General features: G+C 55.3%; 23 protein-coding genes and 1 riboswitch. Of the genes, 7 read left to right on the top strand and 16 right to left on the bottom strand.

Annotated features, from left to right (window positions below):
* Nucleotides 1-5 precede the first annotated feature (5 nt).
* The 3 genes from ACG9DO_RS05630 to ACG9DO_RS05620 are packed head-to-tail and all read right to left on the bottom strand — an operon-like array spanning nucleotide 6 to nucleotide 4,393.
* Nucleotides 6-1,406: an AtzE family amidohydrolase gene (locus ACG9DO_RS05630; protein WP_394730746.1), complete on the bottom strand. Its 1,401-nt coding sequence runs from the start codon at nucleotides 1,404-1,406 to the stop codon at nucleotides 6-8.
* Nucleotides 1,403-1,984 (bottom strand): oxalurate catabolism protein HpxZ, encoded by a 582-nt coding sequence (gene hpxZ, locus ACG9DO_RS05625; RefSeq protein ID WP_394730745.1) that lies wholly within the window; start codon nucleotides 1,982-1,984, stop codon nucleotides 1,403-1,405. The genes ACG9DO_RS05630 and hpxZ overlap by 4 nt, the downstream gene beginning before the upstream one ends.
* A 39-nt stretch (nucleotides 1,985-2,023) precedes the next feature.
* The gene (locus tag ACG9DO_RS05620; RefSeq protein WP_394730744.1) at nucleotides 2,024-4,393 is read right to left on the bottom strand and encodes a TonB-dependent siderophore receptor; all 2,370 of its coding nucleotides are present in this window, start codon (nucleotides 4,391-4,393) and stop codon (nucleotides 2,024-2,026) included.
* A 255-nt stretch (nucleotides 4,394-4,648) separates the two neighbouring features.
* Here ACG9DO_RS05620 and ACG9DO_RS05615 point away from each other — a divergent pair, with 255 nt between their 5' ends.
* The 4 genes from ACG9DO_RS05615 (at nucleotide 4,649) to ACG9DO_RS05600 (ending at nucleotide 8,571) form a co-directional block, all read left to right on the top strand.
* Nucleotides 4,649-5,284 carry a GntR family transcriptional regulator gene (locus tag ACG9DO_RS05615; RefSeq protein ID WP_394730743.1) on the top strand — a complete coding sequence of 212 codons (636 nt, stop codon included), beginning with the start codon at nucleotides 4,649-4,651 and terminating at the stop codon, nucleotides 5,282-5,284.
* A gap of 362 nt (nucleotides 5,285-5,646) precedes the next feature.
* A complete protein-coding gene (locus ACG9DO_RS05610; RefSeq protein ID WP_394730742.1) occupies nucleotides 5,647-6,165 on the top strand; it encodes a hypothetical protein in 519 nt (172 codons plus the stop codon).
* Nucleotides 6,166-6,248: 83 nt separating this feature from the next.
* Complete coding sequence (locus ACG9DO_RS05605) at nucleotides 6,249-6,479, top strand: helix-turn-helix transcriptional regulator (protein WP_394730741.1); 231 nt, start codon at nucleotides 6,249-6,251, stop codon at nucleotides 6,477-6,479.
* The gene (locus tag ACG9DO_RS05600; RefSeq protein ID WP_394730740.1) at nucleotides 6,472-8,571 is read left to right on the top strand and encodes an AAA family ATPase; all 2,100 of its coding nucleotides are present in this window, start codon (nucleotides 6,472-6,474) and stop codon (nucleotides 8,569-8,571) included. Before ACG9DO_RS05605 ends, ACG9DO_RS05600 begins: the two co-directional genes overlap by 8 nt.
* 569 nt (nucleotides 8,572-9,140) lie before the next feature.
* Here the strand turns inward: ACG9DO_RS05600 and ACG9DO_RS05595 are convergent.
* The gene (locus ACG9DO_RS05595) at nucleotides 9,141-10,205 is read right to left on the bottom strand and encodes a restriction endonuclease (RefSeq protein ID WP_394730739.1); all 1,065 of its coding nucleotides are present in this window, start codon (nucleotides 10,203-10,205) and stop codon (nucleotides 9,141-9,143) included.
* Between the two features lie 146 nt (nucleotides 10,206-10,351).
* On the opposite strand from ACG9DO_RS05595, the gene ACG9DO_RS05590 reads away from it, so the two are divergent.
* Entirely contained in the window at nucleotides 10,352-10,816 is a 465-nt protein-coding gene (locus tag ACG9DO_RS05590; RefSeq protein WP_394730738.1) for a hypothetical protein, read from the top strand.
* A gap of 158 nt (nucleotides 10,817-10,974) precedes the next feature.
* Here the strand turns inward: ACG9DO_RS05590 and ACG9DO_RS05585 are convergent, their stop codons facing one another.
* From ACG9DO_RS05585 to ACG9DO_RS05530, 12 genes are all read right to left on the bottom strand, one after another.
* Entirely contained in the window at nucleotides 10,975-14,424 is a 3,450-nt protein-coding gene (locus ACG9DO_RS05585; protein ID WP_394730737.1) for a hypothetical protein, read from the bottom strand.
* 241 nt (nucleotides 14,425-14,665) lie between these two features.
* Nucleotides 14,666-15,148, bottom strand: coding sequence for a hypothetical protein (locus tag ACG9DO_RS05580; protein ID WP_394730736.1), 483 nt, complete (start codon nucleotides 15,146-15,148; stop codon nucleotides 14,666-14,668).
* Nucleotides 15,145-15,756, bottom strand: coding sequence for a hypothetical protein (locus ACG9DO_RS05575; protein WP_394730735.1), 612 nt, complete (start codon nucleotides 15,754-15,756; stop codon nucleotides 15,145-15,147). Before ACG9DO_RS05575 ends, ACG9DO_RS05580 begins: the two co-directional genes overlap by 4 nt.
* 48 nt (nucleotides 15,757-15,804) lie before the next feature.
* A riboswitch (SAM-I-IV-variant riboswitch) is annotated at nucleotides 15,805-15,904 on the bottom strand.
* A 295-nt stretch (nucleotides 15,905-16,199) separates the two neighbouring features.
* The gene (locus ACG9DO_RS05570; RefSeq protein ID WP_394730734.1) at nucleotides 16,200-16,742 is read right to left on the bottom strand and encodes a hypothetical protein; all 543 of its coding nucleotides are present in this window, start codon (nucleotides 16,740-16,742) and stop codon (nucleotides 16,200-16,202) included.
* A gap of 318 nt (nucleotides 16,743-17,060) precedes the next feature.
* Nucleotides 17,061-17,861: a TIGR04255 family protein gene (locus ACG9DO_RS05565; RefSeq protein WP_394730733.1), complete on the bottom strand. Its 801-nt coding sequence runs from the start codon at nucleotides 17,859-17,861 to the stop codon at nucleotides 17,061-17,063.
* 87 nt (nucleotides 17,862-17,948) lie between these two features.
* Nucleotides 17,949-18,095, bottom strand: coding sequence for a hypothetical protein (locus ACG9DO_RS05560; RefSeq protein WP_394730732.1), 147 nt, complete (start codon nucleotides 18,093-18,095; stop codon nucleotides 17,949-17,951).
* Nucleotides 18,028-18,690, bottom strand: coding sequence for a hypothetical protein (locus ACG9DO_RS05555; protein ID WP_394730731.1), 663 nt, complete (start codon nucleotides 18,688-18,690; stop codon nucleotides 18,028-18,030). Before ACG9DO_RS05555 ends, ACG9DO_RS05560 begins: the two co-directional genes overlap by 68 nt.
* Before the next feature lie 97 nt (nucleotides 18,691-18,787).
* Nucleotides 18,788-20,083 carry an AAA family ATPase gene (locus ACG9DO_RS05550; protein WP_394730730.1) on the bottom strand — a complete coding sequence of 432 codons (1,296 nt, stop codon included), beginning with the start codon at nucleotides 20,081-20,083 and terminating at the stop codon, nucleotides 18,788-18,790.
* On the bottom strand, nucleotides 20,080-21,000 hold the full coding sequence (locus ACG9DO_RS05545) for a toprim domain-containing protein (protein ID WP_394730729.1): 921 nt from the start codon (nucleotides 20,998-21,000) through the stop codon (nucleotides 20,080-20,082). The genes ACG9DO_RS05550 and ACG9DO_RS05545 overlap by 4 nt, the downstream gene beginning before the upstream one ends.
* Nucleotides 20,976-21,308, bottom strand: a complete 333-nt coding sequence (locus tag ACG9DO_RS05540; RefSeq protein WP_394730728.1) for a hypothetical protein — start codon at nucleotides 21,306-21,308, stop codon at nucleotides 20,976-20,978. The genes ACG9DO_RS05545 and ACG9DO_RS05540 overlap by 25 nt, the downstream gene beginning before the upstream one ends.
* On the bottom strand, nucleotides 21,301-21,489 hold the full coding sequence (locus tag ACG9DO_RS05535; RefSeq protein WP_394730727.1) for a hypothetical protein: 189 nt from the start codon (nucleotides 21,487-21,489) through the stop codon (nucleotides 21,301-21,303). Before ACG9DO_RS05535 ends, ACG9DO_RS05540 begins: the two co-directional genes overlap by 8 nt.
* A 3-nt stretch (nucleotides 21,490-21,492) precedes the next feature.
* Nucleotides 21,493-21,684, bottom strand: a complete 192-nt coding sequence (locus ACG9DO_RS05530; RefSeq protein ID WP_394730726.1) for a helix-turn-helix domain-containing protein — start codon at nucleotides 21,682-21,684, stop codon at nucleotides 21,493-21,495.
* Nucleotides 21,685-21,955: 271 nt separating this feature from the next.
* Here ACG9DO_RS05530 and ACG9DO_RS05525 point away from each other — a divergent pair, with 271 nt between their 5' ends.
* On the top strand, nucleotides 21,956-22,351 hold the full coding sequence (locus ACG9DO_RS05525) for a hypothetical protein (RefSeq protein WP_394730725.1): 396 nt from the start codon (nucleotides 21,956-21,958) through the stop codon (nucleotides 22,349-22,351).
* A 294-nt stretch (nucleotides 22,352-22,645) separates the two neighbouring features.
* On the top strand, nucleotides 22,646-23,110 hold the full coding sequence (locus ACG9DO_RS05520) for a hypothetical protein (protein WP_394730724.1): 465 nt from the start codon (nucleotides 22,646-22,648) through the stop codon (nucleotides 23,108-23,110).
* The last annotated feature ends 41 nt before the right edge of the window (nucleotides 23,111-23,151 follow it).

Here is a 23,151-nt window from a genome sequence, read left to right as displayed (position 1 = left end):
AACAGTCAGGCTGGAGTAGAAGTCGGGGCAGCGCAGGCGCCATTCGCTTCGAGCGCCCTTGCAACTCTCAAGAGTGTCGCTTCGCTGCCGGGGCGGCCAATAAGCTGGATCGCGGTTGGCAAACGCCCTGGCGAATGGACCGGCGCGGCAACCACCGGCAACCCGATCAACGTGATCGGCTGGGTCAGAATGCCGATGTTTGGTTTTAGCAGATGTTCGGCGCCATCGAGCGTGAAGGTATTCTGGTCCAACTTCGGAGCAACCATTGGCGTAGCCGGTGCGACAAGAACATCATGATGCTCAAATACCGCCGCCATGTGCGCTTTGAACCAGCTACGAAACCGTTGCGCCTGCATATACCAGGCCGTTGGCGCTAGCGCGCCGGCGATGAACCGATCGCGCGAAGACGGATCGAAATCCGCCGCACGCAGCTTCAACCGTTCCAGATGCAGCTCCCCGCCTTCAGCTGCCGTAATGGTATAGGCCGCCGCCCGCGCAAGTTCAGGATTGGGCAGTTCGGTCTGAGCCGTCACGCCCAAAGCATCTGTGACCTGTTCCAAGGCGTCGGCGATCTCGTCAGTCCAGTCGCGGGAGAAATAGCCTCCGAGTTTGGCAATCCGCAGGCCATCGATCCCTTGATCAAGCGTGGATGCAAAAGATGGATGGGGGTCGTGCACGCAAACAGGGTCGCGCGGATCGGGGCCATCGATTACATCGGCAGAGGCGGCCAGGTCGGCGACGCTCCTGCCCAGAACCCCGATTGTATCAAGGCTGCCTGCAAACAGGAACGCACCGGCGCGCGATAGCCTGCCGTATCCAGGCTTCAGGCCCCATATCCCGCAGAAAGATGAAGGCACACGCACCGATCCGTTGGTATCTGTGCCGAGGGAAAATGCACCCAGCCCTGCCGCAACAGCAGCGCCCGAACCGCCTGACGAGCCCCCAGCCGACCGGCTGAGATCGTGCGGGTTCTTAGTTGCGCCATAGTGCGAATTGATAGTGCTGAAATCATAGGCGTATTCGCCCATATTCGTGGCGCCAAGACAGACCGCCCCGGCCTCCTTCAAGCGAGCAACGCTGGTGGCATCTGCTGTCGCTGGCGGATAGTCCTTGTTGATGATCGACCCCGCCACAGTCACTTCGCCCGCCAGATCGAAGAGGTTTTTCACCGAGTAAGGTACGCCGGCAAGCGGCCCGGGATCGCGTCCGCTTTCCACTGCTTCGTCAACCGCATCAGCCTCTGACAGTGCCCGTTCCGCAGTCACGAGAGTGAAGGCGTTGATTACCGGATTTATGGCTTCAAGGCGGTCCAGCGTCGCGCGGGCAACGGCGGCGGCAGAAAACGCTTTCGACCGGACGCCCGAGGCAATTTCGCTCGCACTGAGCAAGGCCAGATCATTTGTCATGCGGTGAAACTCGCAGCCGGTTCTTCATCCCCCAGATCAAACTGCATCAGCGGCCCAGCGATCTTCTTCATCACATCGAGATTGGCAACGACACCATCGCGAAACTCGGGATCAATCGGCAGTTCCAGCAATTGCGATGCTGCAGCGACATAGGCCGCTGCCGCTCCATCGCCAAAAGCGGCGCGATTGTTCGCCGTAACCTTGTGCGACACATGGGCAGAGACGATCTTCCATCCCAGTTCCGGCAAGCGCGCCCACACTTGGCTCTGGCGGCCATGGCGCGGACTTCCGTTGACCTTCACCGTGAACTCAAGCGTGGCCGAGGCAAAGTCTTGGCCAATGGTGAGCAAGGTTTCGCGCAAGTGCTTGCGGTCAGAGAAATTGACCACCCGCGCCTTACGAAAAGCCCTGATTTCATCCGCGCCATACAGTTCTTCGGCTACGCCCAGCCGCAAGGCATGTTCGGAGTCCCAGAAGAAATCACTGAGCGCCTCGACATCATTCTCGATCAGGGCCTTGTTATAGGCTGCGCAAAGCGCGGTGACTTCCGCCACCACTTCAGGCAAATTGATCTCCATTCGATTGCTCCCAAAAGCTGTTATGCGCAGTTTTTCTGCTCAGAATTTATAGGACAGGGTTGCTTCCACGGTACGGCCCACGCTGGGGCTGACGAAGGTGTCCCAGAACAGGAATTGCGGCGTGTAGTATTTCTCGTTGAAGAGGTTGTTCGCATTCACGCGCAAGTGAAATGGCCCAAGATCTGCGAACGCAGCCAGGCGCGTCACCGTGTAGGACGGCAACCGAACCAATTGGGCAAATCCGGAGAACATCGAGGAGACATGCGTGGCCCCAACTGACATGCCCATGCCTTGCGGCAAAGTGTAGGTCGCGTTGATTGAGTACAACTGGCTTGGAGTTGGAAAATCGATCGGCCCATCAATACCGATCTGTGATCCGACGCCGGTGAAGCGGCCACCGTAAAAGCGCGCGGGATCGTTCGCAAATGCGGGAACGAAGCCCAGAGCTTCAGGTGGAATTCCCAAAAAGAACGGCGAATTGAGTAACTCTGTATCTTGCCATGTGGCCGATCCGGTGAGGTTCAGCCTTTCGGTAACCGCGTACCGCAATTCAAGCTCTACGCCGGTAGATTCGTATCTGTCGAAAGCACCGAACAGCGTGTTGAAGCTGGTGCGGTTCTGTTCATACCAAACGAGATTGAAGAAGAGCTTGCCGTAGTTGAGATAGCCCTTGATCCCGGCTTCCAGCACTTCAGAATCCTGCAGCCAGGTATCGCTCTGAATGGTCTCGAGACTGACCATGCCGCCCTGTCCGAGTTCGAGATATTCAGACGTCGCATAGGTCACATAGAGGTTGATATCGTCGATCGGCTCGACATTCAGGCTGGCGTTATAGGAGAAGGCAGTGTCGCTATCTTCTGCTGATCCAAAGACGCCCGCAACATTGGTGCCGAAGACCGATACATCGTAATCGTCAACGCGGGCACCAAGCAGCACGCTGACGCTATCGCCAATGCGGGCATCGATCAGGCCAAAGAAACCAAGATCGGTATGCTTGCCGTCCTGATCCCAGTTGAAGGCGACATTGCCGCTTCCCGAGAACGGGCCTTCAAAACGGTCGTTCCCTGTTGCGCCCACGGAGATATCCCGGCGGTCGAGTACCTGATAGCCGCGACCGCGCGACTCCCGCTCTCGCCCTGCGGACTTGCGATAGGAAAAGCCCAGCACGGTTTCGATATTGAGGGCCCCAGAGGGATTGAAGATGATATTGGCCGTCGTCTTGTTTTCAAAGACATAGGCATCATAGTCGGCGCCAAAGCCATAGCTTGAGAACTTCGAGTGATCGACATTATCGTAGAAGGTCTGGTTCTTGATCGAGAAATTGTCGCTCAGATCGAGGAAGATATCGAAATATCCGGTCCACACTTCGGACTTGGAGAAATCGGACCGTTCGGTTTGCACAGTACGGTGATCGATTGGCGAGAAGCCAACGGTCGCAGGGTCAAGCGCGAAAGCGTCGCGCTGATTCTGGCTCAGCGCGAAGAAGGGGAATGGCGATGCGAAGGCGAATTGCTCAAGATCAAACGCATCGACCTCTGATGGCGACAACTGGCCATCGCCGTTGGTATCAAGATTGAGGCCGGGTGTTCCGCCAAGATAGCGCGCCCCGCGGCTATCGATCAGATCCTGCGTAACACGGTTCCAGCCGAGGCTCTGATTGAGATCGGCGTTCTGGTACATGCCGCCATATTCAATCGTGATCTTGTCGCTGATATCGGTGTTCGCGGCGACCTGCAGCAAACGGTTCTTGGTGTAAATGTTGCGATAGTAATGGTCTGAATCTTCCAGCAGGCCGAATACGTAAACGCCCGATTCCGCGCCGCCTATGTCAAATGGAGTACCAAATTCAGCAGTGCCCAAAAGTTTGCCATAGGTGCCCACGGTGACAGATGCGCCGCCCGTTGCGGCATCCAACTTGTTATCCTTGTTCTTTGCCGATTTGGGAACAAAATTCAGGATTCCGCCAACCTTCCCGCCGCCATAGATGACAGGGGGCGGCCCCTTGACGATTTCGACATATTCTGACGCCTGAACGGCCGTCGGGAAGTTGCCGCGGTTTTCAATCCGGCGGAAGCCGCGGAAGAAATTGTCCGCCCGCTCTCCGCGAACATCCAACGCTCCGGGAATGCCGAAGTAGTTACCGGTAAAGGTGCCTGGCGTAATGGCCACAAAATCGTTCACGCTTTGAATGCCGAACAATTCGATCAGCGAGCCCTCTACCAGACTGACCGAGCGGGGAGTTTCCTCAAGCGCACGTATGGTCCCAAATGTGCTGTCCGAAGGGCGGTCCGGCAGCACATCATACTGATCAATACTTTCGCCTGTGACGATGATGACATCCTCACCGTCGCCTTCTGTCACGTCATCGCTCTGCGCATAGGCCACAGCAGGCAAGGTTGACACAGCCATTAGCAGCGCGGCCTTGGGAAGAAGCACGGCTTTATGCGCGCTAGTTTGCCGGAACATTTTTGGGGACATGTGCATTCACGGAGCCTCCTTAGAAGAGTTTTGCATGCCGATTCTTTTTCTAGTTACACATTGTATGCAATCTGGCGTCAAGAGCCTTTTTTGTGTGCAATGGTGCAATGCACTATTTTTTGCTGCAATGCATGGTTGCACTCCAGCTAGGCAAGCGGCTACGCGCGAATTCGGAGAAGGGTATTCATGGGAAGACTGTCTGAAGAGATTGAGGAATTGATCCTCGATGGAGAGCTTGCGGCAGGGGAGAAGCTGTATGAACAAACGCTAGCTAAGCGTTTTCATGTCTCCCGCACACCGGTGCGCGAAGCCTTGCACGAACTTGCCAGTACTGGCTTGGTCAAGCTGGTCCCCAACCGTGGTGCCTTTGTCGCGACATTAACGCTCGATCAGTCGCGCGAGCTCTTCGCCGCCATGGCCGAGCTAGAAGCGTCATGTGCCCGGCTTGCTGCAATCAGCATGACCCCGCAGGAACGGCAGTCATTTCAACGGATTCATGATCGAATGGGTGCGATTGCCAAGGATGAGAAGCTGCATGAGTTCGGTGAAATGAACGATGCCTTCCATGCTGCCATCTACAAGGGTGCTCACAATCGTTATCTTGAGCAAATGGCCAAACAGACACGGCGTCGCTTGGCCTTGTATGTAAGGACACAATTTCGCCTGCCCGGACGCCTTGTGCGATCCTACGAGGAGCATGCTTCAATTGTGCGAAGCGTGATCTGCGGAGATCACTTGGCAGCGCACGCGGCGATGCGTCACCACGTCGATCAGGTCGAGGAGTCGGCCGAACATATTATCAGCGAGTGGAATATCGATTGAAAAGAAGTGTTGATTTTGACTTCGCAAGAGCAGCTTCCGCATCGCCTGCCAAAGCCCCGAAAAGCTGACTGACCGTAGGCGGCCCAATTCCAGACGTATCTGCAAGCAAACTCGGAATGACCGATCATGGGCCGTTAGCCGACTGTCCGCTCTTCAGAACCCAATGCTAGAACCGGACATTCCGCTGGCGGCCCATCGCCGGAACTCTCGGTGATCAGCATGAATTTCCGCTTTGCACCCCAGCAGCTGCCCCCGCGCGGTGCCGTAGCGATCCCTGATTGCGGCCATTCCTACCCGTGAGCCGACACCTGGTTTTGAGCGGCGGGCCTTGACTGATCAAGGAAAGCCCGAACAATTCGCCAATGACGAAGAAAGGAAAAAGCAAAGAAGCAGAATTTTGGCGCCATCTTGAGCACGATCCCGACGGCCTTGCTTATGCACTAGAGGTCGCTCGAGGGATGAAATCTGACAGTCTTGAGAGACGCGACGCCGCAGAGAAGATCTGGCTTGCAATTGCTGACAACGAAGCCTCCGAAGGTACCAAGATTTCCTGGGTGGAGTATATTGCCAAACGCTTGAAAAAGGACCTGCTGAAGAACGATAGTCTAGATGATAGGCAAAGAGGCAGCGCAGCTCTGAACGCGATTGGCCTCTCATATCGAAAAGACGAGGGCTACGAACTTCGAGAGTTTGTTTCGAATTTTCTCGATCTCGAAGACCTGATGAAACCTGCGAACGAGGTCCAAAAGGCGCCTAAGCCAATGCAGCTTGTAAGGATGCTCAGAGAGCAGGGACTACTTCTGAATGTCGAGGACCGTGCGGCTCAACAGCGGGTTCGCCGAGCTCTAAGGAAGGAGCTTGAAAAACGCCAAGCACCCTAACTCGCATATGCTACGAGTACCCCGCTTTTTTCGTAGCATAAATTTGAGTTCTAACGTCTCCATTGCAACACGGAGACGTTCCAATGAACAAGCTATCAGACCTACCCGAGACCGGTTTTGTCCGCCTACCGACGATTATCGGTGATCGCCGAACCGGTCGTCCAGGCCTCATCCCCGTGGGACCCACGACATGGTGGAATGGCGTGCGCAGCGGCCGCTTCCCAAAGCCGGTCAAGCTGGGGCCGCGCATCACGGCATGGCGGGTCGAGGACATCAAAGCCCTGCTCGACGAAATGGGCGAAGACGATGACTGATCATCCTGGCGCCACCCCCGAGGAGTGGGCTCACTGGGATCTTGGTCTCGAGCTCGCCGATCGGCTGATGCCGACCGTATCGAACCAGCAGGCCAAGATCAGCCCACAGTCCAAGATGAATGATATTGGCAAGACGCCGAGCTGGTATAACGGCTCGGGTCATGTGGCTGGTATCCCCGAATGGTCCGATCGCAAACCACCCACAGGCAAGGAGCTGCAACGTTGGGCCGAGAATGGCGACTACGGGATCTGCCTGCGCACCGGCATGCCGGAAGCGATCGGAGCAAAGATCAATTTGGTGGCGATCGACCTCGACAGCGAAGACGGGAAGCAGGTCGCAACAGCAAAGCGCATAGCGCGCAAACACCTCGGCGACCTGCCGATGCGGTCACGCCACGGATCGATGCGCGAGCTGCTCCTCGTGCAGGTCGAGGGCCCGCCCATCCGCAGGCGCATCGTCCATATCGAAGGCGGCGAGCGGCTCGAGATCCTCGCTACGGGACAGCATTGCGTCGTTGCGGGTACGCACCCAAAGGGCGCGCGTTACGAGTGGCCGGGTGGTTTGCCCACCGAGATCCCGATCGTTTCGGCTGAGCAGTTCGAAGCGTTCTTCGCTGAGCTGCAGGACACGATGGGCGTTGAGCCGCCCAGCATGGCAGGTGAGCGACGCCGGGGTGAGCGGCTGGACATCGACGACCCGCGCATGGATTGGATCGAGGAAAACTGGGAGTGTCACGGCTACGGCCGCGATGGCCAGGTCTTTATCACCTGCCCGTTCGAGGATGGGCACAGCTCGGGCGAGGCTGGTGACACCTCGACGGCCTACTTCCCTGCTGGCACCAACGGCTATGAGCGCGGCCATTACGCCTGTTTACACGCGTCGTGCTTGGGCAGGGGCGACGCGGATTTCGACGAGGCCACGGGCTATGCCGAGGCCGAGCTCGAGCAGCGTGCACGCACCGACCTCGAGGATCTCACAGAATTTTCTGACGCGATCTTTTCCGATCAACTCCGCCCTAAGTTTGAATTTGTTTCGTCACGAGACTTTCTTGCAAGACCGCGACCAGGTTACCTTATCAAAGGGGTGCTGCCGCGGCGGGGCGTATCCATTATTTACGGCGATCCCGGGGCCGGTAAATCCTTCTTTGCGCTTGATATCGCGGCCTCGCTTGCGATGGGTGAAACTTGGCAGGGCCGAAAAGTAAAGAAAGCCAACGTTGCCTACGTCTGTGCTGAAGGTGCCGGCGGGTTTCGGGATAGGATCGAGGCGATTGAACGTGTGCGCGGCCCGCTGGGTGATAATTTCAAAATCCTGGCTGCAACTCCTAACCTGCTTGATGAAGCGCAAGCAAAAGACCTGAGGCGCGCGGCAGTGCTCGCCGTGCAAGGGGAGCCAAGTGAGGATCCCGTTGGGTCGGTGATCTTCATCGACACCTTGGCCCAGGTCACTGCAGGCGGAGATGAAAACAGTTCCGTTGATATGGGAAAGGCAATTTCCGTGTGTCAGGCCATCGCGGAAGAAACTGGCGGGCTGGTCGTGTTGATCCACCACACAGGCAAGGACGCATCTCGCGGTGCTCGCGGCTGGTCGGGGCTAACCGGCGCGGCTGACAATATGATCCGCGTATTGAAAGGGCCCACGTGCAGGGAAGCACACATCACTAAGATGAAGGACGGGCCTGATGGTGGACGCTTTGGTTTCGAATTGAAGCCCATTGATATCGGGATTGACGAGGATGGAGATCTAATTGAGAGTTGTGTTCTGATCGAGGCTGAGCTCTCGGGGCCACAAGTAAAAATCAGCGGCAAATGGCAAATTGCCGTCTGGCAAGCAGCTAACGATCTCGCAGGCCTGGACGGCCGAGCCGCGGTGGAGGATATGATCCTCAGGGCGATGGAGAAGTTTCCTCGCGAAACCCGTGAGGGAAAACGTGATCACAGGCGGCAAAATTTAAAGCGCGCGCTCGATGACCTTTGCGCGAAAGGTCATCTCCGCGCGGATAACGACCATGTCATCATGCCCGGTGGGGTAGCTAATCATACTCCACTCCCATCCTCCACCTCCGGCGATCCCACAACACCACACCCCTAAGGGTGGTGTGGTGTGGGTGGGATGCTTCGCCTAGGTCTGGCCAATCCACAAACGGCAATTGTGGGCCTCTTATGGGATTTGTGGTGAAAGCACGAATACGCAGAAAAATGCGCGCTTACCGGGAAAGTTTGGTCTCAAGGTCTTTTTTGCTAGCATTTCCTAACCTCGAGAAGAGCTTTGAACCTGCACATTTTTGCGGATTAGCAGCATAATCCGCGCGATCCGGACACCTGTAAGGAATTACGCTACGCCCATCGCGCGCGCGCGAGAAATATCTAGCTATGGGCCAACTCGAAATGAGCTGTACAGCTCAATTCAGCATTCCTGTTGAGAGTGACTGGATGGCGCACCTTCCCTCTCATTTGCTCGTATAGCTCAGGATCGACATCAACAGACGATATAAGGATATCAGCATCCTGACACTCACTTAAGACCGCCAAGACGATTTCCGCAGCCTCAGCCGCAGTCTCACCACGGAAAGTGAGTGGAAACGGATTTGGAGCCGATCTGGAGCTTAAGACCTTAGCTATCCCGATCGCAATTTCCCTAGGCCCTGCCATGCTTGCCCCTCAATCGGCGAAAAAGTCCTCGTCTAAGCGCTTAACTTCGACGAGCCTGCTAACGCGAACGCCAATGCCAAACTCAATCATAAGTTCAGCCAGCCTGTCACCATCGATCAGGATAACGCGTTGCTGAAGGTTGTCGACGTAATCGTGCGCTTGCTTGCTGAAGGAGCAGGTAGCGACAAATACACCCTTGCTGGCACCGAAGCCGATCAGGCTTCCAACAAACCCCTGGATCGCAGGCCGACCAATTGTCTGTTCGGGTGAATACCGCTTTGCCTGAACATATATGCGGTCAAGTCCAAGGCGATCTTCATCGATAATTCCGTCGATGCCGCCATCACCCGACTTTCCAAGGCGGCGCGCTGCACTTTCATGGGATCCGCCATAGCCCATCGCGACAAGCAGCTCGACGATAAGATGCTCGAAGAAAGTAGGCGTCTGCTCATGCACTCGGGCAAGCAGGTCAGCCTTTAGCGCCTTGGTGAGTACTGAGTGAGCAGCATCGATCTGTTCCTCAGGTGTCACATCCGATGCGGCTGACTTCTGGGCTGCATCCTTCTCTGCCTGATCTTCTGATGAGTTGCTCTTCGAATAAAACTCCACAAAACTAGGGTAAGTTTTGAGGGTCTCCACATCGATACGCTGTGGGTTGGTTGCCAGGAGATCCTTGCCCGCCTGTGAAGCTGTGAAAACCCCTCGAGAAGGACTGTCAATCAGCCCGGCCTTGGTCATGTAGAACTTTGCCCAATGCACCCGGTTGTGAAGCAGCGCTTGCTTGCCACTAGGGAGAAGCTCCTCCCTTTCCTCTTCGCTCAAATCGAATTGATCGGCCACGGCTTCCGCTACGATCGGAACCCTTGTTTCCCCCTGTGCCGCAACCTTCAGCACGGGAAGCATGAGCGTTTGGTAATCAGGAATGGCCATAGCCCTGATTAGCAAGCAATCGCTTTTAATCAAATCGGTAGAACGACGTGGTGGATCGCTTTGTGCCAAAAGCGGTCTGTCTGCCAAGAAAGTAATTTGGAGACTTAGATTGAATGGCTGCTTTTGCGCCTCGATCTTTGTCATTTGCGGCGTAATCGTCTCGTGCTCAAAACTGTCAGAGCCTCAAAGCTTAGTCGAACGCGCTGGGAACATTGGGGGCGAGGAGGGGCCTTGTGCTAGCTCAGGCCGCAGTGCCATGAACTGGCCAGTTAAAGAGCAGGAGGTAAAGCGTGCACGATCCGGTCAGGCTGCTGCCAGTAATTCAAGAGAACATCTGGATCATAATGTCCCATGCGCTCGGACTTCCGGTGGTGAATAGCTTCTTCACCGAAAATTACGTGGGCGAGTTTAAGGGTATCGGTAAGCTAATGGAGCGTGGCAATCAAAGGGCGAGCCGCGCATTGCTTGAGCTTGGTGCGCAATTTCGTATACTCGACGACGCTGATGGTCTTGGCTCCAGACTTGCGAACCAAAGGTCTCTGCGGCTTGGCCATGTCATCCAAGCCAATCAATCGAAGACGCCGCTATACTTGCGAGATATGACAAACAAAATTCTGCATTCTAGTGCATTTTCTTTCGGTTTGGATCAAGGCTCCGACCCCATAATTACATGTCACTCTCGCGAACCTTATCGGTGGCGCCAAGCAGACATCCGGGTATACGGTCTAATGGATCTAGCAGGCATGTTTCCCTAGAAAGGCTATAGGATAGTATCGTCCGGTAGTCAGGAACCGGATTGATTGGAGACTATCCAACTTTGGAGATCGCCTAGCCGATTGCTGAAAGTCTGGTTCTAGCGGGCAGACAGTTCAAAGCTGCTATTCCGCTAACGACCCAATTGCAGACGCTTGGCCTACCCGTAGAACTCAGCTTGGAGGTATTGCTCGAGGAAGGATTGACCAGCGAGTACCAGTTCGCCTGGCAGCACTGCGCCGGGCTGATCGATGATAAAGCCACCTCCTCTGCCGCCTCCCGAAATGTTGAGCTCAGGCGTGCTGCTATCTTTGTCACCACGCTCCGGGTCGGATACCGGATCGAATGGTCCTTCAGGCTTGTCCGTGCCTGGCGGCTCTTCCTGCCCGCTGCCAGTGCCGAACCAGTCGCCATAGGTCTCCTCGCCAAAACCGTTGCTTTGGAGAAACTCAATTACCTGCTCTTCGGTCTGGTAGTTGGCGTAGCGAATGTTGCCATCAGCATGCATGTAGGCATGCAGATAAGCCGTCCCGTCGGTTAGCGCGAAATAGACCTCTTGCAAGCCGTCGCCATCATAGTCGCCTGCGCCCAGCACTTCGGCGATATTCCCGATCTGGAGATCGTTCTGGAAGCGGCGCTGGCTGTCAAAGTCGCTACCGGCAACGACTTCGCCTGACGCCACCAGCGGATCGATGTAGATACCGGCCACGCGGGTCTCACCCGCCCAGCCGTGATCGTCGAAATAGACCAGGCCGTCCTCAGCTGTTCCAACGGTAGCAAAGCGGCCAATCTCACGGTTGACGAGAACCTGATCGACATCACCATCGCCATTGATGTCAGAAGCACCGATCCAGACCCATGCGCCATCGCCGCCCAGATCATTGCCATCAAAGTCGCGAATGCCCTCCATCGCCGACTGGTAGGTGGATGGATCGCTGCTATCGAATGACACTGAGATACCTTCGCCTGGAAGCAGGCGGACCGTCTCGTCATCGAACTGCAAGTACTCGATATTGGTGAGCGTGTCCGTGCCGTCCGCACCCACGACCTGCCATACCCCGGTCGATGTCTGCGTCAGTGTGTAGGAGGTTCTATTGCCGGTCACGATTGCAGTATCGACATTGCTCCCGCCATCGAGCATGTCATTGCCTAGGCCGCCGGTGAGTAGGTCGGCGCCGTCTAAGCCGAAGATTGTATCCACGAATTGAGTGCCGACAATGACTTCACCAATGGTTGTGCCAAGGAGCATGCCACCGGCCGAATTATTCGCTGCCAAGCTTACAGGAGCAAGCGCCAATCCAGTCGATCCATCGCTTTCAAGTGCGTACAGGGATGCGTTTGTCGGAAGACTGGCGATGCTAAAATGAGTCTCAGCCGAATCCCCATCGGCCGAGCCCAATACAGTGTCAGGAGCGGAAAGTCCTTCTCCAGTATATCCAAGGATTTGGAACGAGGCGAAGGCTGGAATTTCAATCGAGACCGTTCCGTCTACACCAACAACTATCGGCTCACCTATAATATTAAATTCGCCACTACCTCCGTGTTCACTCTCTGGGCCAACTGCGATGACAACACTGGTTAATAATTCCAGCCCTGTAATTACATAGATAGCGCTGTTGGGTACCCAAGACCGATCATATGAGCCGGGGCTAATCCCCAGATCAGCATCTATTTGTTCATCTGAAAAACCCAGAGTGTAACGCAACAGGTGGTATACATTGCTGTGGTCAAAGACTGAGAATGCTTCTGCACCATTATCGGATAAACCATAGGCCAAGTATTCTGCTGCCGCTGTGTACGTTTCGATGTCACCGGCGACTTCTCGGTAGTCCATAATATGCCGATTGTTCGATGCATTGAATGACGCTGGATCGATGTGCCAAAGGCCATATGAATGCCCGGCTTCGTGAGCGATTAGCTCTGCGATTTCCTGATTCGAAAGAGAAATGACTGTTTCTTGTCCATTCCGGACGATGGTAATCGGTCTATCGTAGAAAATTCCTACTTCTTCAGCTCTATCTTGATTGAACCGATCGGGGAATAGATTGTCGTAAGCCTGTCCTAAGAGATATCCGTTGTCTCTCACGTAGGCGAATTGACCAGCGTCATTTAGCGTCACCGTGCTGGCAAATCTAACTGTCGTTGAGTTAGCGAGGGTTTCAGGATCAGGTAGGCGACTTGTTACCAGGATTGGTACGTCTGAATTAAGAAATATGTCCTGGGTCCTTAGCGTCAAATCAAGCTGGACCACGAGGTCATTAGCGAAGTCCGACTGATCGCCGAGGCGATCCCAACTGCCATTGGCAACGGATTGCGCTCTCGCGGGATTATAAAAATCCAGATAAAGCACCTCACCAGGGGCACTCACGCCATAGTAATCGCCGTCATCATTTTGCTGTAGAATGTAGAGACCACTAATCGAAACAGTCCCATCACTCACACCATCACCATCCTCATCAAGGGTGATTATCGTGAGCGGTTTCAATGCATCGGATTGATCCCAGAAATAAGCAAGTTCGGGAGAGCCACCTCCTGTAAACTGGCTCGATCCGACAAAAAAGTAATCCCGCCCATCGCTAGTAAAGAACCGAAGATGATCGAGGTTCGAAGCTCCCAGAAACTCCGCGTCATCTAGTCTGAGGGTCTGTTCGAGACCGAAATTCAAATCGGATATGTGGTCTCCCAACTCGGATTCTGAAGCTTCCCAGAAAACAAATACATCCCGGCCCAATCCCCCGCTTAGCGAATCTGCACCAAGCCCGCCGTGAATGTTGTCGTTGCCATTTCCTCCGAAAACCGTGTCGTCTCCATCGCCAGCCTGAAAAAGCCTGCCGTATTCCCAAGTTAGGCCTGGCATCGAAGAATTTTCGATATCGGGAAGCCAGACAAAGTCTGAGCCACCTAGTGCGTTGTAGAAAGAGTTTTGTGAGCCAGCGATTGTCGCTTCACGGATATTATTGAAGTCTACGACGTCCATCTGCTCAGTAAAGACTTCAGTCGGAATATAATGGTATTCAATAGTGTAGGTAGAGGCGAATTGTGCTGAAGTATCATAGACAAATTGAGGAGTTGTCCCAATATTCTCGAGGCGTGAAGTATAAGATGCATAGAGTGCGACAGTCGTGGTGATTGACCCACTAGATGCGATCAAATCGAAAACGCTTGAGGGCCTGCTGAGAGAGAAGAGCGCTCTGAAGACGTCATCGTCGCCTGTAAGCTCTTGATACTGGTCAGGCCCAATTATTGCCAAGCGACCTGAGTCACCAGCAACCTCGCGGAAATACGCTCTAAAATTAAAGTACCCCGCCTCAAGTGAGGTTGTACCTTGAAACTCGCCGTAATGTAGGAGCCAATATAGTTCTTCCGGTCGCTGAAAAAACGACCAGGTTGGAACTTCGTAGTCCCTATTTTCGGTGTTCCATCTCAACCCAAAATGAAAGGAGTCTTCCTCTTCGGTTACAGGCGTGAGTTCGCCGAGGTCAATTGTCACAAACCATCTGACTATCCCGTTCTCCATTACGACATGAAAGTCGTAGTCCGGGAACTCTTCGAATTGGACGGCTATCCCGCCTTCCCACAATTGATTCCGAATATTGTAGTGTTCGGTCACGGTGCCCCCAAAAGCAAGAGATGGATTCTTGCATAAGATGCGACCGCTTTTCTGAGCCCTTTAAATGGCAATTCGGGAATATGTCGTTGCATTCTGTGCGAGTCAACTTGTCGAAATTCGCTTCCTAAAGGCCGACCCATTTCTGCTTTCCACCCCATAACTAGACACCAAGGCGGGCAATGAGTGCAGACAAAAGCAGCCATTCGTTAGTCGAAACGAATGTGCATCCTGGCGCAACCAGTCATGCACCTGACCACACCAGTCGCCCGATCTCAGTGACCTCGCTTATGGTCAAGAGACCGCTCTCGTTGATCCAGTGGAAGCGGTCGAGCTCTTCCTCTGCGATCCCGAGCTTCCAGAAGTCGGCTAGCAAGTGAATGGCAGCCTGCTTGTTGGTGGCCTGACCCCGGGGTACATGGCCGATACCAAGCCAATTCCACCTGCCCCAATTGTCGTCGTACCAGTAGCTCCACAGCATCCAGTGCGAGCGTCCCTTGCTCAGGTAGTACGCATCTAGCCTGCTATGGAACGGCGACCATGCCCACTCGACCTGGCAGATGTAGTCGGGATTGCTGGGGCCATTGGCAAGCTGCACCCCTGATGGCTTCACACCATAGCCAACCACAGCATCAAACGGTTGCGGGCGAGGCTCAAGTTCAGCAACTGCCACAATCCGCTGCTGCGGCAGCTCAGAGGGCAGCATCGGTACACGCGGCTCTCTCATTGAACCTCCCTCCAAGCGTGGCTCTTTGGCTGTTCCCAAAGGTCAGACAGCTGCCCCTTACGGAGGCGCATTACCCCTTCCACGTCAGGAGCCAGCCGCCAGACGGCCCGCGGGCATTGCGCTGGCAAATAGTCTACTCCGGACAAGGCGTGGTCAAAGAGGCGTGTCCTGCGTTTGGGATGAAGGCTCAAGACCCATCGCGGCACTGGGCCATGGACCTTTTCATATTGCGACTGGCGGAACTGTGAGCCCAAGCCCGGCACTACGGTGCAAACTGTGCCTTCATGGTGTTCAGTCTCTTCGAGGATCGCGACGACCTGTTCCTCGATCGGTGTCCTCGGCTGGTTCAATGATCTGATGATTTCGCAGAACTCGTCATCCGCTGGCTCAAGCTTGCGGAAGCGCCAGGCATGCCAGCCGATCCTCGGTGGATTGTCGCTCACGCCTTCAAGACCGACGCCGTAGCCTTCGCGTTCGGTTTGAAGAGTAGCTCTAATTCGGTAGATCTTGCCGAGGCAGACCCAGTCTTCGCCTGGTCGCGGAGTACGGTCTGGCAACGGCGTATCATCGATGCATTCGACCAGATCGCCAACTGTGAAAGGATGCATGTTCGTTCTCCTGTATGACCAGGAGAGTGACGGCCCGATGTTGCGCGAAAGTCCCCGCTTGGTTGCCTTCGGCCACATCCCCTTTCGGGAGCCACCTTGCCCGGGTAGGCAGGTTGGCGAGGGTCAAACCCTTCTCCTGATGCAGGTTCAGAATTACCTCTTTGATGACCTGAGCGCAACTGGCACAAATACGATAAGTAAGACTGCATGAAATGAGCTATTGGCCGCCGGAAAACTAATCTCCTTAGGGGCGCTAAATGATTGACCGGACCAAGTTGACCTTGGCGGGACAAATGGTGGGTTCCTGATTATCCTCCAAGAAATGTACATTCTTTATAGAGACTTATAGCGGACTCCGTCTCCGCCACCTAACATTGATTTAATTGATATTTTTGTGAGTTCCCCTGCAGGTTCCCATAACCGTTCCCTTATAGGGTGACCGCTTACTCGGTATCGTGATCACGATCCAATGCCACGCGCGATAAGTTCGCCATAAGTCTTTGGATCAGGTGTTCTCGGTATGGGGAGCAAATCTGCGTCCTTCGAATCGCCAAATCGGCAGCCAACGCCGACTTTAGAAATTCTGGATGAATCGCAAAGAGCCACCGGAAGTCGATGTAGGCGGCCTCAAAACCTAATTCAGCAGCATCGCATTCTGAGGGACAACTTTCGATAACGTGTGCCGATGTTTGCGAATTTCGATGAGCATTTTTCCAAGCCGTCGAACTAACCTGTGAGCGAGGCATGAGAGGCAAGAGCATAAAACTTGTCATTCCGCCATCGCCATTGGACGCGAGGCGCCTCTCGTAATTTTCGATGTCGCAGTCTGGGGTGACCACGACCGCTAATGAAACTTCCTCCTCTAGAAGTTCGTTTGTTTCCTCATCGATTATTGAAAGCCCAGTCACAACGGGCACGCCAGCAAGGACCTCGCCTTGCCGGATACGGTCTCCAGTAGGGAGGCGATATACCTGCTTGTAGGTCACTCAACCGCTTATTCGTTTTCGTCAAACACCGTGAGTTTGCGCGCAGCAAAACCAGTTGAGCGACTAGCCATGGTAACCGACCGTGATCGCGGGCGCTCCACCGCAAACCCGTCGAGACGAGTGTCCATTCCAGCAAGGGAAGCCAGGGTTTCGATTGCTTCACCGACGCAATCGCGAGGCAAATTCTGAGCGAGATACAAGAGGGTAGCCCGATGAATCGCAGCATCAGGGGTATGTGACGAGTCTCCTGTCACTGCGACCTCAGTCGCAAAATGATAAACATTCCGATTAAATGCGTCCTTCGACGCAAAGCGCACCCTAGGCGTCGGGGCCGAGCTGTCGGTGAAGCTCCTCAGTGATTGCCCATCGGAAGGCTGGCCCACTGTATCCATGAAGGCGCTCAATGACATGTTTGGCATCGCTGGGTTCACTCTCTCTTTGAAGATAATAGTCGAAGTCTAAAATGAAAGCCAAGCTTTCACTGCCTTCCTCGTGACCAATTCCGTATTGCATGAATAGGCCATCCCCTTCCGAGGATAATTCGCAACGAATCTGGGAATGATATTCCGATGACGAATGCGCCCAAACTGGCTCATTGATCACCCCGACCAGTTCACGACGAATATATTCGGCCCAATTAACATGCCCACTCGCATCGGCATGCATTTCTTCGCTGGCGTAAATCACATTCTGATAGCGCAAGCCAATACGACCATATTTTGAAGGCCGATATGTATCTTCAAGGGCAGCGATGCTCTCGAAAACAAGCTCGCTGAACTCCTGCCAATTTGCATAACTCGTCGTCGAAACAGTGAGGGATTGAGCGTCGAGGAGTACGGCCAAGCCGCTTGCAGAAGATGCGAAACGATGCCGTTTGGTGAGGGGGCTAGCGCGCAGCATCTCTACTATCTGCGCCGGTACTCTCTCCATGGTGGTGGCGTTCAATTCTTCCGCATACTCAGGTAACCGCGAACGCACCCTCTCCTGAAAATCAGAGGGAGTTTCGTTCGCTATTCTGAGGATAGTAGGGAAACGAAGCTGGCAGATTACCTCGTGCAGCGGATTGTTGCGATAGACAACTCGCTCAGCTTCGGGGAAATGCATTTCTGACACGCTCACGCTGTTGGACCTTGCACCTAACTCGTACCCCTACCTACAAGACCGTACGCTTTGCATTGCCACCATCGAAATGTCCAGTTCAGACGCTTATGTGCCACCAGTCAATCGATTAACTAGCAAAACCACCGAGGCAAAATCCTTTGACCGCGCTCCATGCTTCCACGCATTATGATTGCCCCTTGGAGCGCCGCTGCCCTTGCCGCCGTGCATCCGACACCGTTTCTTGCCCCTCACTGCTGGCGATTGGCACTCCGTTCCCGCCCGCGTCCGAGCAAGGCAGCGCGGTGCTTGTGCTAGCCTTGCAGGTTCCCGTTGCATGGGGTTGTTCGGCGGTCTCTTCATTTCGCTGCCCCCCGGTGTGGTTGTTGAATTGATCGGCGATGATTGCCCGTCCGCCCTCATTAACGTGCACATGTCGTACCGTTTGCTCACGCGGCTGGTGCAACTTTGCCAACGCTTCGAGAGTTGATCGGCTTTGTGATTGAGCCTTCATTGCAAGTCGTGCGTAAGTCTCCATCGCGCCCAAATAACTGTCGCAGTTTCGCGCCATGCGTCGCGCCATCTCTGTAAAAATTGTATCGAGCGTTACGGCCTGAGAGGTAAGTATCCGACTGGCAAACTCCAAATCTCCAGCTGCGGCCCGGTCATCGATCTCCTTCAAAGACAAGCCTAGCTCGATCGTAGAGAGTTCGCCCCGCTCTTTCTCTGTCTTCTCGGGTCCAAGCATAGTGGCGATCGTCGATCCATGCCGTATGTCGGGCTTCAACGCGTCAGCCGCTAGGGACGGATGCACTTTGTCTTGCGGCGTAACCTTGCTCTTTGCAGTCATAATTCCCGCACCTTCCAAATTAATCCTCGCCAGCTTTCACCCGCACCACACCACCACCTCACCCCCTATAAAGGGGGTGGTGGTGTGGGCAGGTTCGTCACGGGTCCGCGCCCACACCTTCCGCACCTTCCGCACCACACGTTGCAATGTGCGGGCGGGAACCAATTTCGCTGGCGTCAACGGCCTTGCCGACGATTACGAAAGGCACCTCCCGGCCATTTATGGCGCGATACTCAACTGACAGCGCCCCGTTGCGCTTCCACGTCCGAATGATCGCCTTGATGCGTCCTTTGTCGGTTTCGGCGCACAGACCCGCCACATCGGCGACAAGATGGCCGACCCAATCCTTGGCCTGCACGCTCTCCCGCCATTCACCAGCCGCAAGGCGTTGCTGGACCGAGTAGAGGTGCCACGTAGTCAGACCATGGAACACGTCCGGCTTTTCCCAGAGCGTGGCCACACCGACAAAATCGGATGGCTCAAGCCCTTCGCCATTGCCGAGGCTCTGACTTTCCAGCTTGATCCATGTCGCAGCATCGGGAGGCGCGCGATTGGCCTTGCCGGTGTCGATACGGACCAGCGAGCGGCGTAATGCCGGGTCTGCAATGCCCAGTTCCTCGGCTTCCTTGTCGCCCATGGGATTGAGCGGAAGCACGACGCGGGCAGCATCGCGCAAGGCCACTGCGCCGCGCCCGTCCTCTGCCGTAACCTCTCGGCCTCCCAGCTTGCGGGTATGGTGCACCAACACGACGGCGCAGCCGGTTTCCTGGGCCAGCCGCTTCCATCGCTTGGCGATAGCGTCAATTGCCTCGTTCGAGCTTTCCCGCACCGCATGGCTCGACACGAAGGGATCGACGATCACCGTAGCGATGCACCTTTCGCTGATTGTAGCGGCGAGCTGGGCAAACACGTCCTCTTGCAGCATGAAGCCGTCCCGGTCCTCGCTTGCCGTACAAAGCGGCTGGACAAGCCCACTATCGAGGTGCAGCCGGTCCTCGCAATCGTCGGGGCCAATGCCATGATAGGCGCACGCAGCGGACATTTGCCGCTCCAGCTCGTCGGTGCCGTCCTCAAGGTTGAAGATCCACACCGCTTGCGGCCCGCGATGCAGGGGCTTGCCCAAAAGCGGCTTCCCGCTAGCGAGACAAAGCGCAATCGTGTTGCCTATCGTGCTCTTGCCAGTGCCACCCGGCGCGATGATTGCTGTCACTTCGCCGCGCAAGAGCCAATGGCCCATGAGCCATTGCCGCCGTGGCAGCGAAGCGGGATTAGGCCAGCGATATGGCGTGGCGCGCAAGGCGGAATACCCGTTTATGCGCGCCGCTGCATCTTCCGGCGGGAGCGCGGCATAGTCCATCGGCTGGGCTGCAGGTGCGGTTGCTGCCATTGTCATTCCCCCAGCCGCGCGGCTTCGATGCGCCCCGCAACATCGCCGCGTGGAATGTCCGCAAAATCGGCACTGGAGTCCTCTGGAGACGTTTCCGGCCTTGGGGTCGCAACAACCCCGCCAACCGCCTGAGCAGCCTTTCTGGCGGCCTCTAGCCCGACATTCTCCGTTAGGTGTCGGTCATCGTCCGCTGCCATCACAATTTCGCGCTTCGGGAACAGCTTACGCATGGCCCGCGCCACGGGTTCGAGATTGCGCGCTGACATGGCCGCGACAACGCCAAAGCCCGTCGCTGAATGGACAGCCGCCATGGTGGCAAAGCCTTCCCCGATCGCCAGCGGGCCAGCCGATGGCCTGCCATCGCTCAAGTGCACGCCATGGGGCCAGAACAGGCCAGCCGTGCGGGCATCCTTGCCGAACAGCTTGAAACCATCGGGTCGGATGCGCTGGACGTTCCACAGGCGAAAGCCGGGATCGACCATCGGCACCAGCAAGTCTCGCCCCGCCTGCCGGATGCCGAACGGCTCTAGCGCCTTGTTGACAAGGTATGGGTGGCCGGGATCGGGGCGGCTGGCATTGGCCCACAAGTCCGCCGCCTGCCTTGCCGCCTCTTCCTCAGCCGCAAGTCGCTCGCGCTTTCGGGCAAGGTCAGTCTGCCGGATCGAGCGCCGTTCCGCCGCTGTCAGTCCACGCCCGTTTTTTCCCGTTATAAAACCGTCCGCACGCAACATTTCCTTGACCGCCAGCGCGTCGGCCTGAGTACCGTTGTAGCAGACTACGAGGCAGCCATCGGGAGCGTCCGCGCTTGCTTTTATTGCCGTCCCCCGGTCACGCGCCGAATGACACGGTGTTGGGATAAGCGCATTGCCCTTGCAGACGTTGCCTCCATAGTGTCGTGCTATCGCTTCAATATCGACGACCACAGCGCAGCCCTCCCCTTCTCAGTAAGCCTGAGCACGGACGCCTTCTTGCCGCTCGGATTGCGCCGCCGTTCGCCGGTCGGTTCAACCAGCCCCAACGCCCGCAATTCTGAAAAGCGGGGCTGAAGCGATTCCCGCGTGACGCCGGATATTGCAACGGCCTCCAATGGCGTTGCTTCGCCCAGCCGCTCAAGCGTGCGCATGGCGACACGGCGGAGATGGGAAACACTCGGAGCGATGGCCTCGGCTGCATCCTGGCTAGTACCGTCCGGTCCTTTTGCACCGGGCATATCGGGGTAAAGATCAGCCATGGTGCCCTCCCCCAAATGCGATACCAGCGACCATTGCGGCAAGCTCGGGCCGAATGCCGTAATTACCGATGAGGTGTTGAGCGCGATAAGCAGAAAGGCTAAGGGATTCCGTGGAAGCGCCGACCAAGCTATTCCACAGAACCCGGTCGCCATTGGCGGTCGGGTTTTGTTTGTTGGACATAGTTCACACCTCCCCCGCGATGAACGCATGCAGGCTTTCCGCTGGGATGATGGTGCGGCCACCTATGCGCCTAGCCAGCAAGCGGCCCGCCGCAATGTGTGAATAGATTGTGGTTCGCCCCAAGCTGGACGCCTTGCAGGCTTCCTTGATGGAATAGGCAATCTTTGGGGGGTCATTCAGAGCATTATGGGTCATTTCATCACCTCAATTGCAAAAGGTGACAGTCCATCTATCAGACAAAATGTGCTCAGGTAGTTGGCGTTGTTCGACTGCGGCCAAACTTTTTCACAACTGGCCGCCTCCGATAGCTATCGAAGCGCGCCCAAAGTGGATCGGAAGAGCCTGTGGGATGCGCGCCTGTCGGCTGACCGGCCTATCCCCTGATCCAATAATATAGCGTCTCATTTAGGTTAGCGCTAAGGAATCACCAATCAATACCGCACAATTCATTTATTAGGAGTCGCGGATGAGACGCACTTTCTTACTGCCATTGCTCTTTCTTTGTGCCTTTTCGACCCAGAGTCTCGCCCAATCCGATCAATCACCACAATCCACGACCGCGACCACAGATTCTAGATTTGAGATTGTGCAGTCAGAGCTTGCAGCCCGCTGGACTTTTCGTCTGGACAAGAAATGCGGGAATGTGGCGCAACTGGTTTCAACCGAAACTAGCAGTGTCGCCTGGCAGGAGATGATTGTCCTTTTCCTTCCTGACTGCTTGGCCAGCAACAAGCCGCGCTACCAAATATTTACATCTGGGTTAGCTGCTCGGCATACATTCCTCATTGATTCTCAAACTGGCAAGACCTGGATTTTGATACAATCTGGCGAAACCACCTATTGGGGCCCTTTCGAAGAATAAACGATTTGAGATCGACTTGGGTTTGGTCGCAAAGTCATTCGCAGTCGAAGCTATCTCCGCCTCCCAGCGGCTCCCAAGTTGAGACGGAGAAGCGCGCGGGATGCGTGCTTGTCGGCTAGCCTGCCTATCCCCGAGTAAGAGATTATTGCGGTCGAGTCCAAATCGCGACCCTGAGCATTATTCATCCATACTTTCTTGGCATGCAGAGTCTGCGGTGCATCCTTAGGCGTGGCCTTGCCCGCTTTGTCACTTCCGCATAAGAACCTTAGTATAAAACGCAGATGGAGAGAAATTATGTCCGATGATGCAGCTAGGTTAATTGATTCTCATTCTGCAAAGGGTCTCAGAACTGTTTCAGATTTTCACAGTAGTGATACTGAGTCAAAGCAATGGGGAGGCGATCCCGACCCTTGGGAATTGAAACTTCAAAACGGTGCGACTGCTGGAGTATTAAAGGATATCAACGTTGTTCTTTATCGCACGACATCGACCAACCAAAAAGTTACATCGTTTATGACTTACTCGTTTACGGGAAGCTTCTCGTGGCGACCCACATTTAGTCCGATCGCACTCATCTATCTAACTGATGCAAACGATGATCGATTTGGCGAAGCGAACCTTGGGAATTGGAGGCCGCAGTGTGGAGCAGAGCGCAGATATACTCTCGTTGGCAACGTTGACCCGAAATTCTATGACATTGTAGAAGGGTGGGAGACTTGGCTAGGAATGAATGCGGGTCCGTGGGGACGCTGCCCTTAGCATCCGCACACGATTTTTTCTTATTAAGCAGCTCTTGGCGC

It is taken from the genome of Altererythrobacter sp. GH1-8 (assembly GCF_043702085.1).
Lineage (GTDB): Bacteria > Pseudomonadota > Alphaproteobacteria > Sphingomonadales > Sphingomonadaceae > Erythrobacter.
This window is presented reverse-complemented; position numbering and strand designations above follow the sequence as displayed.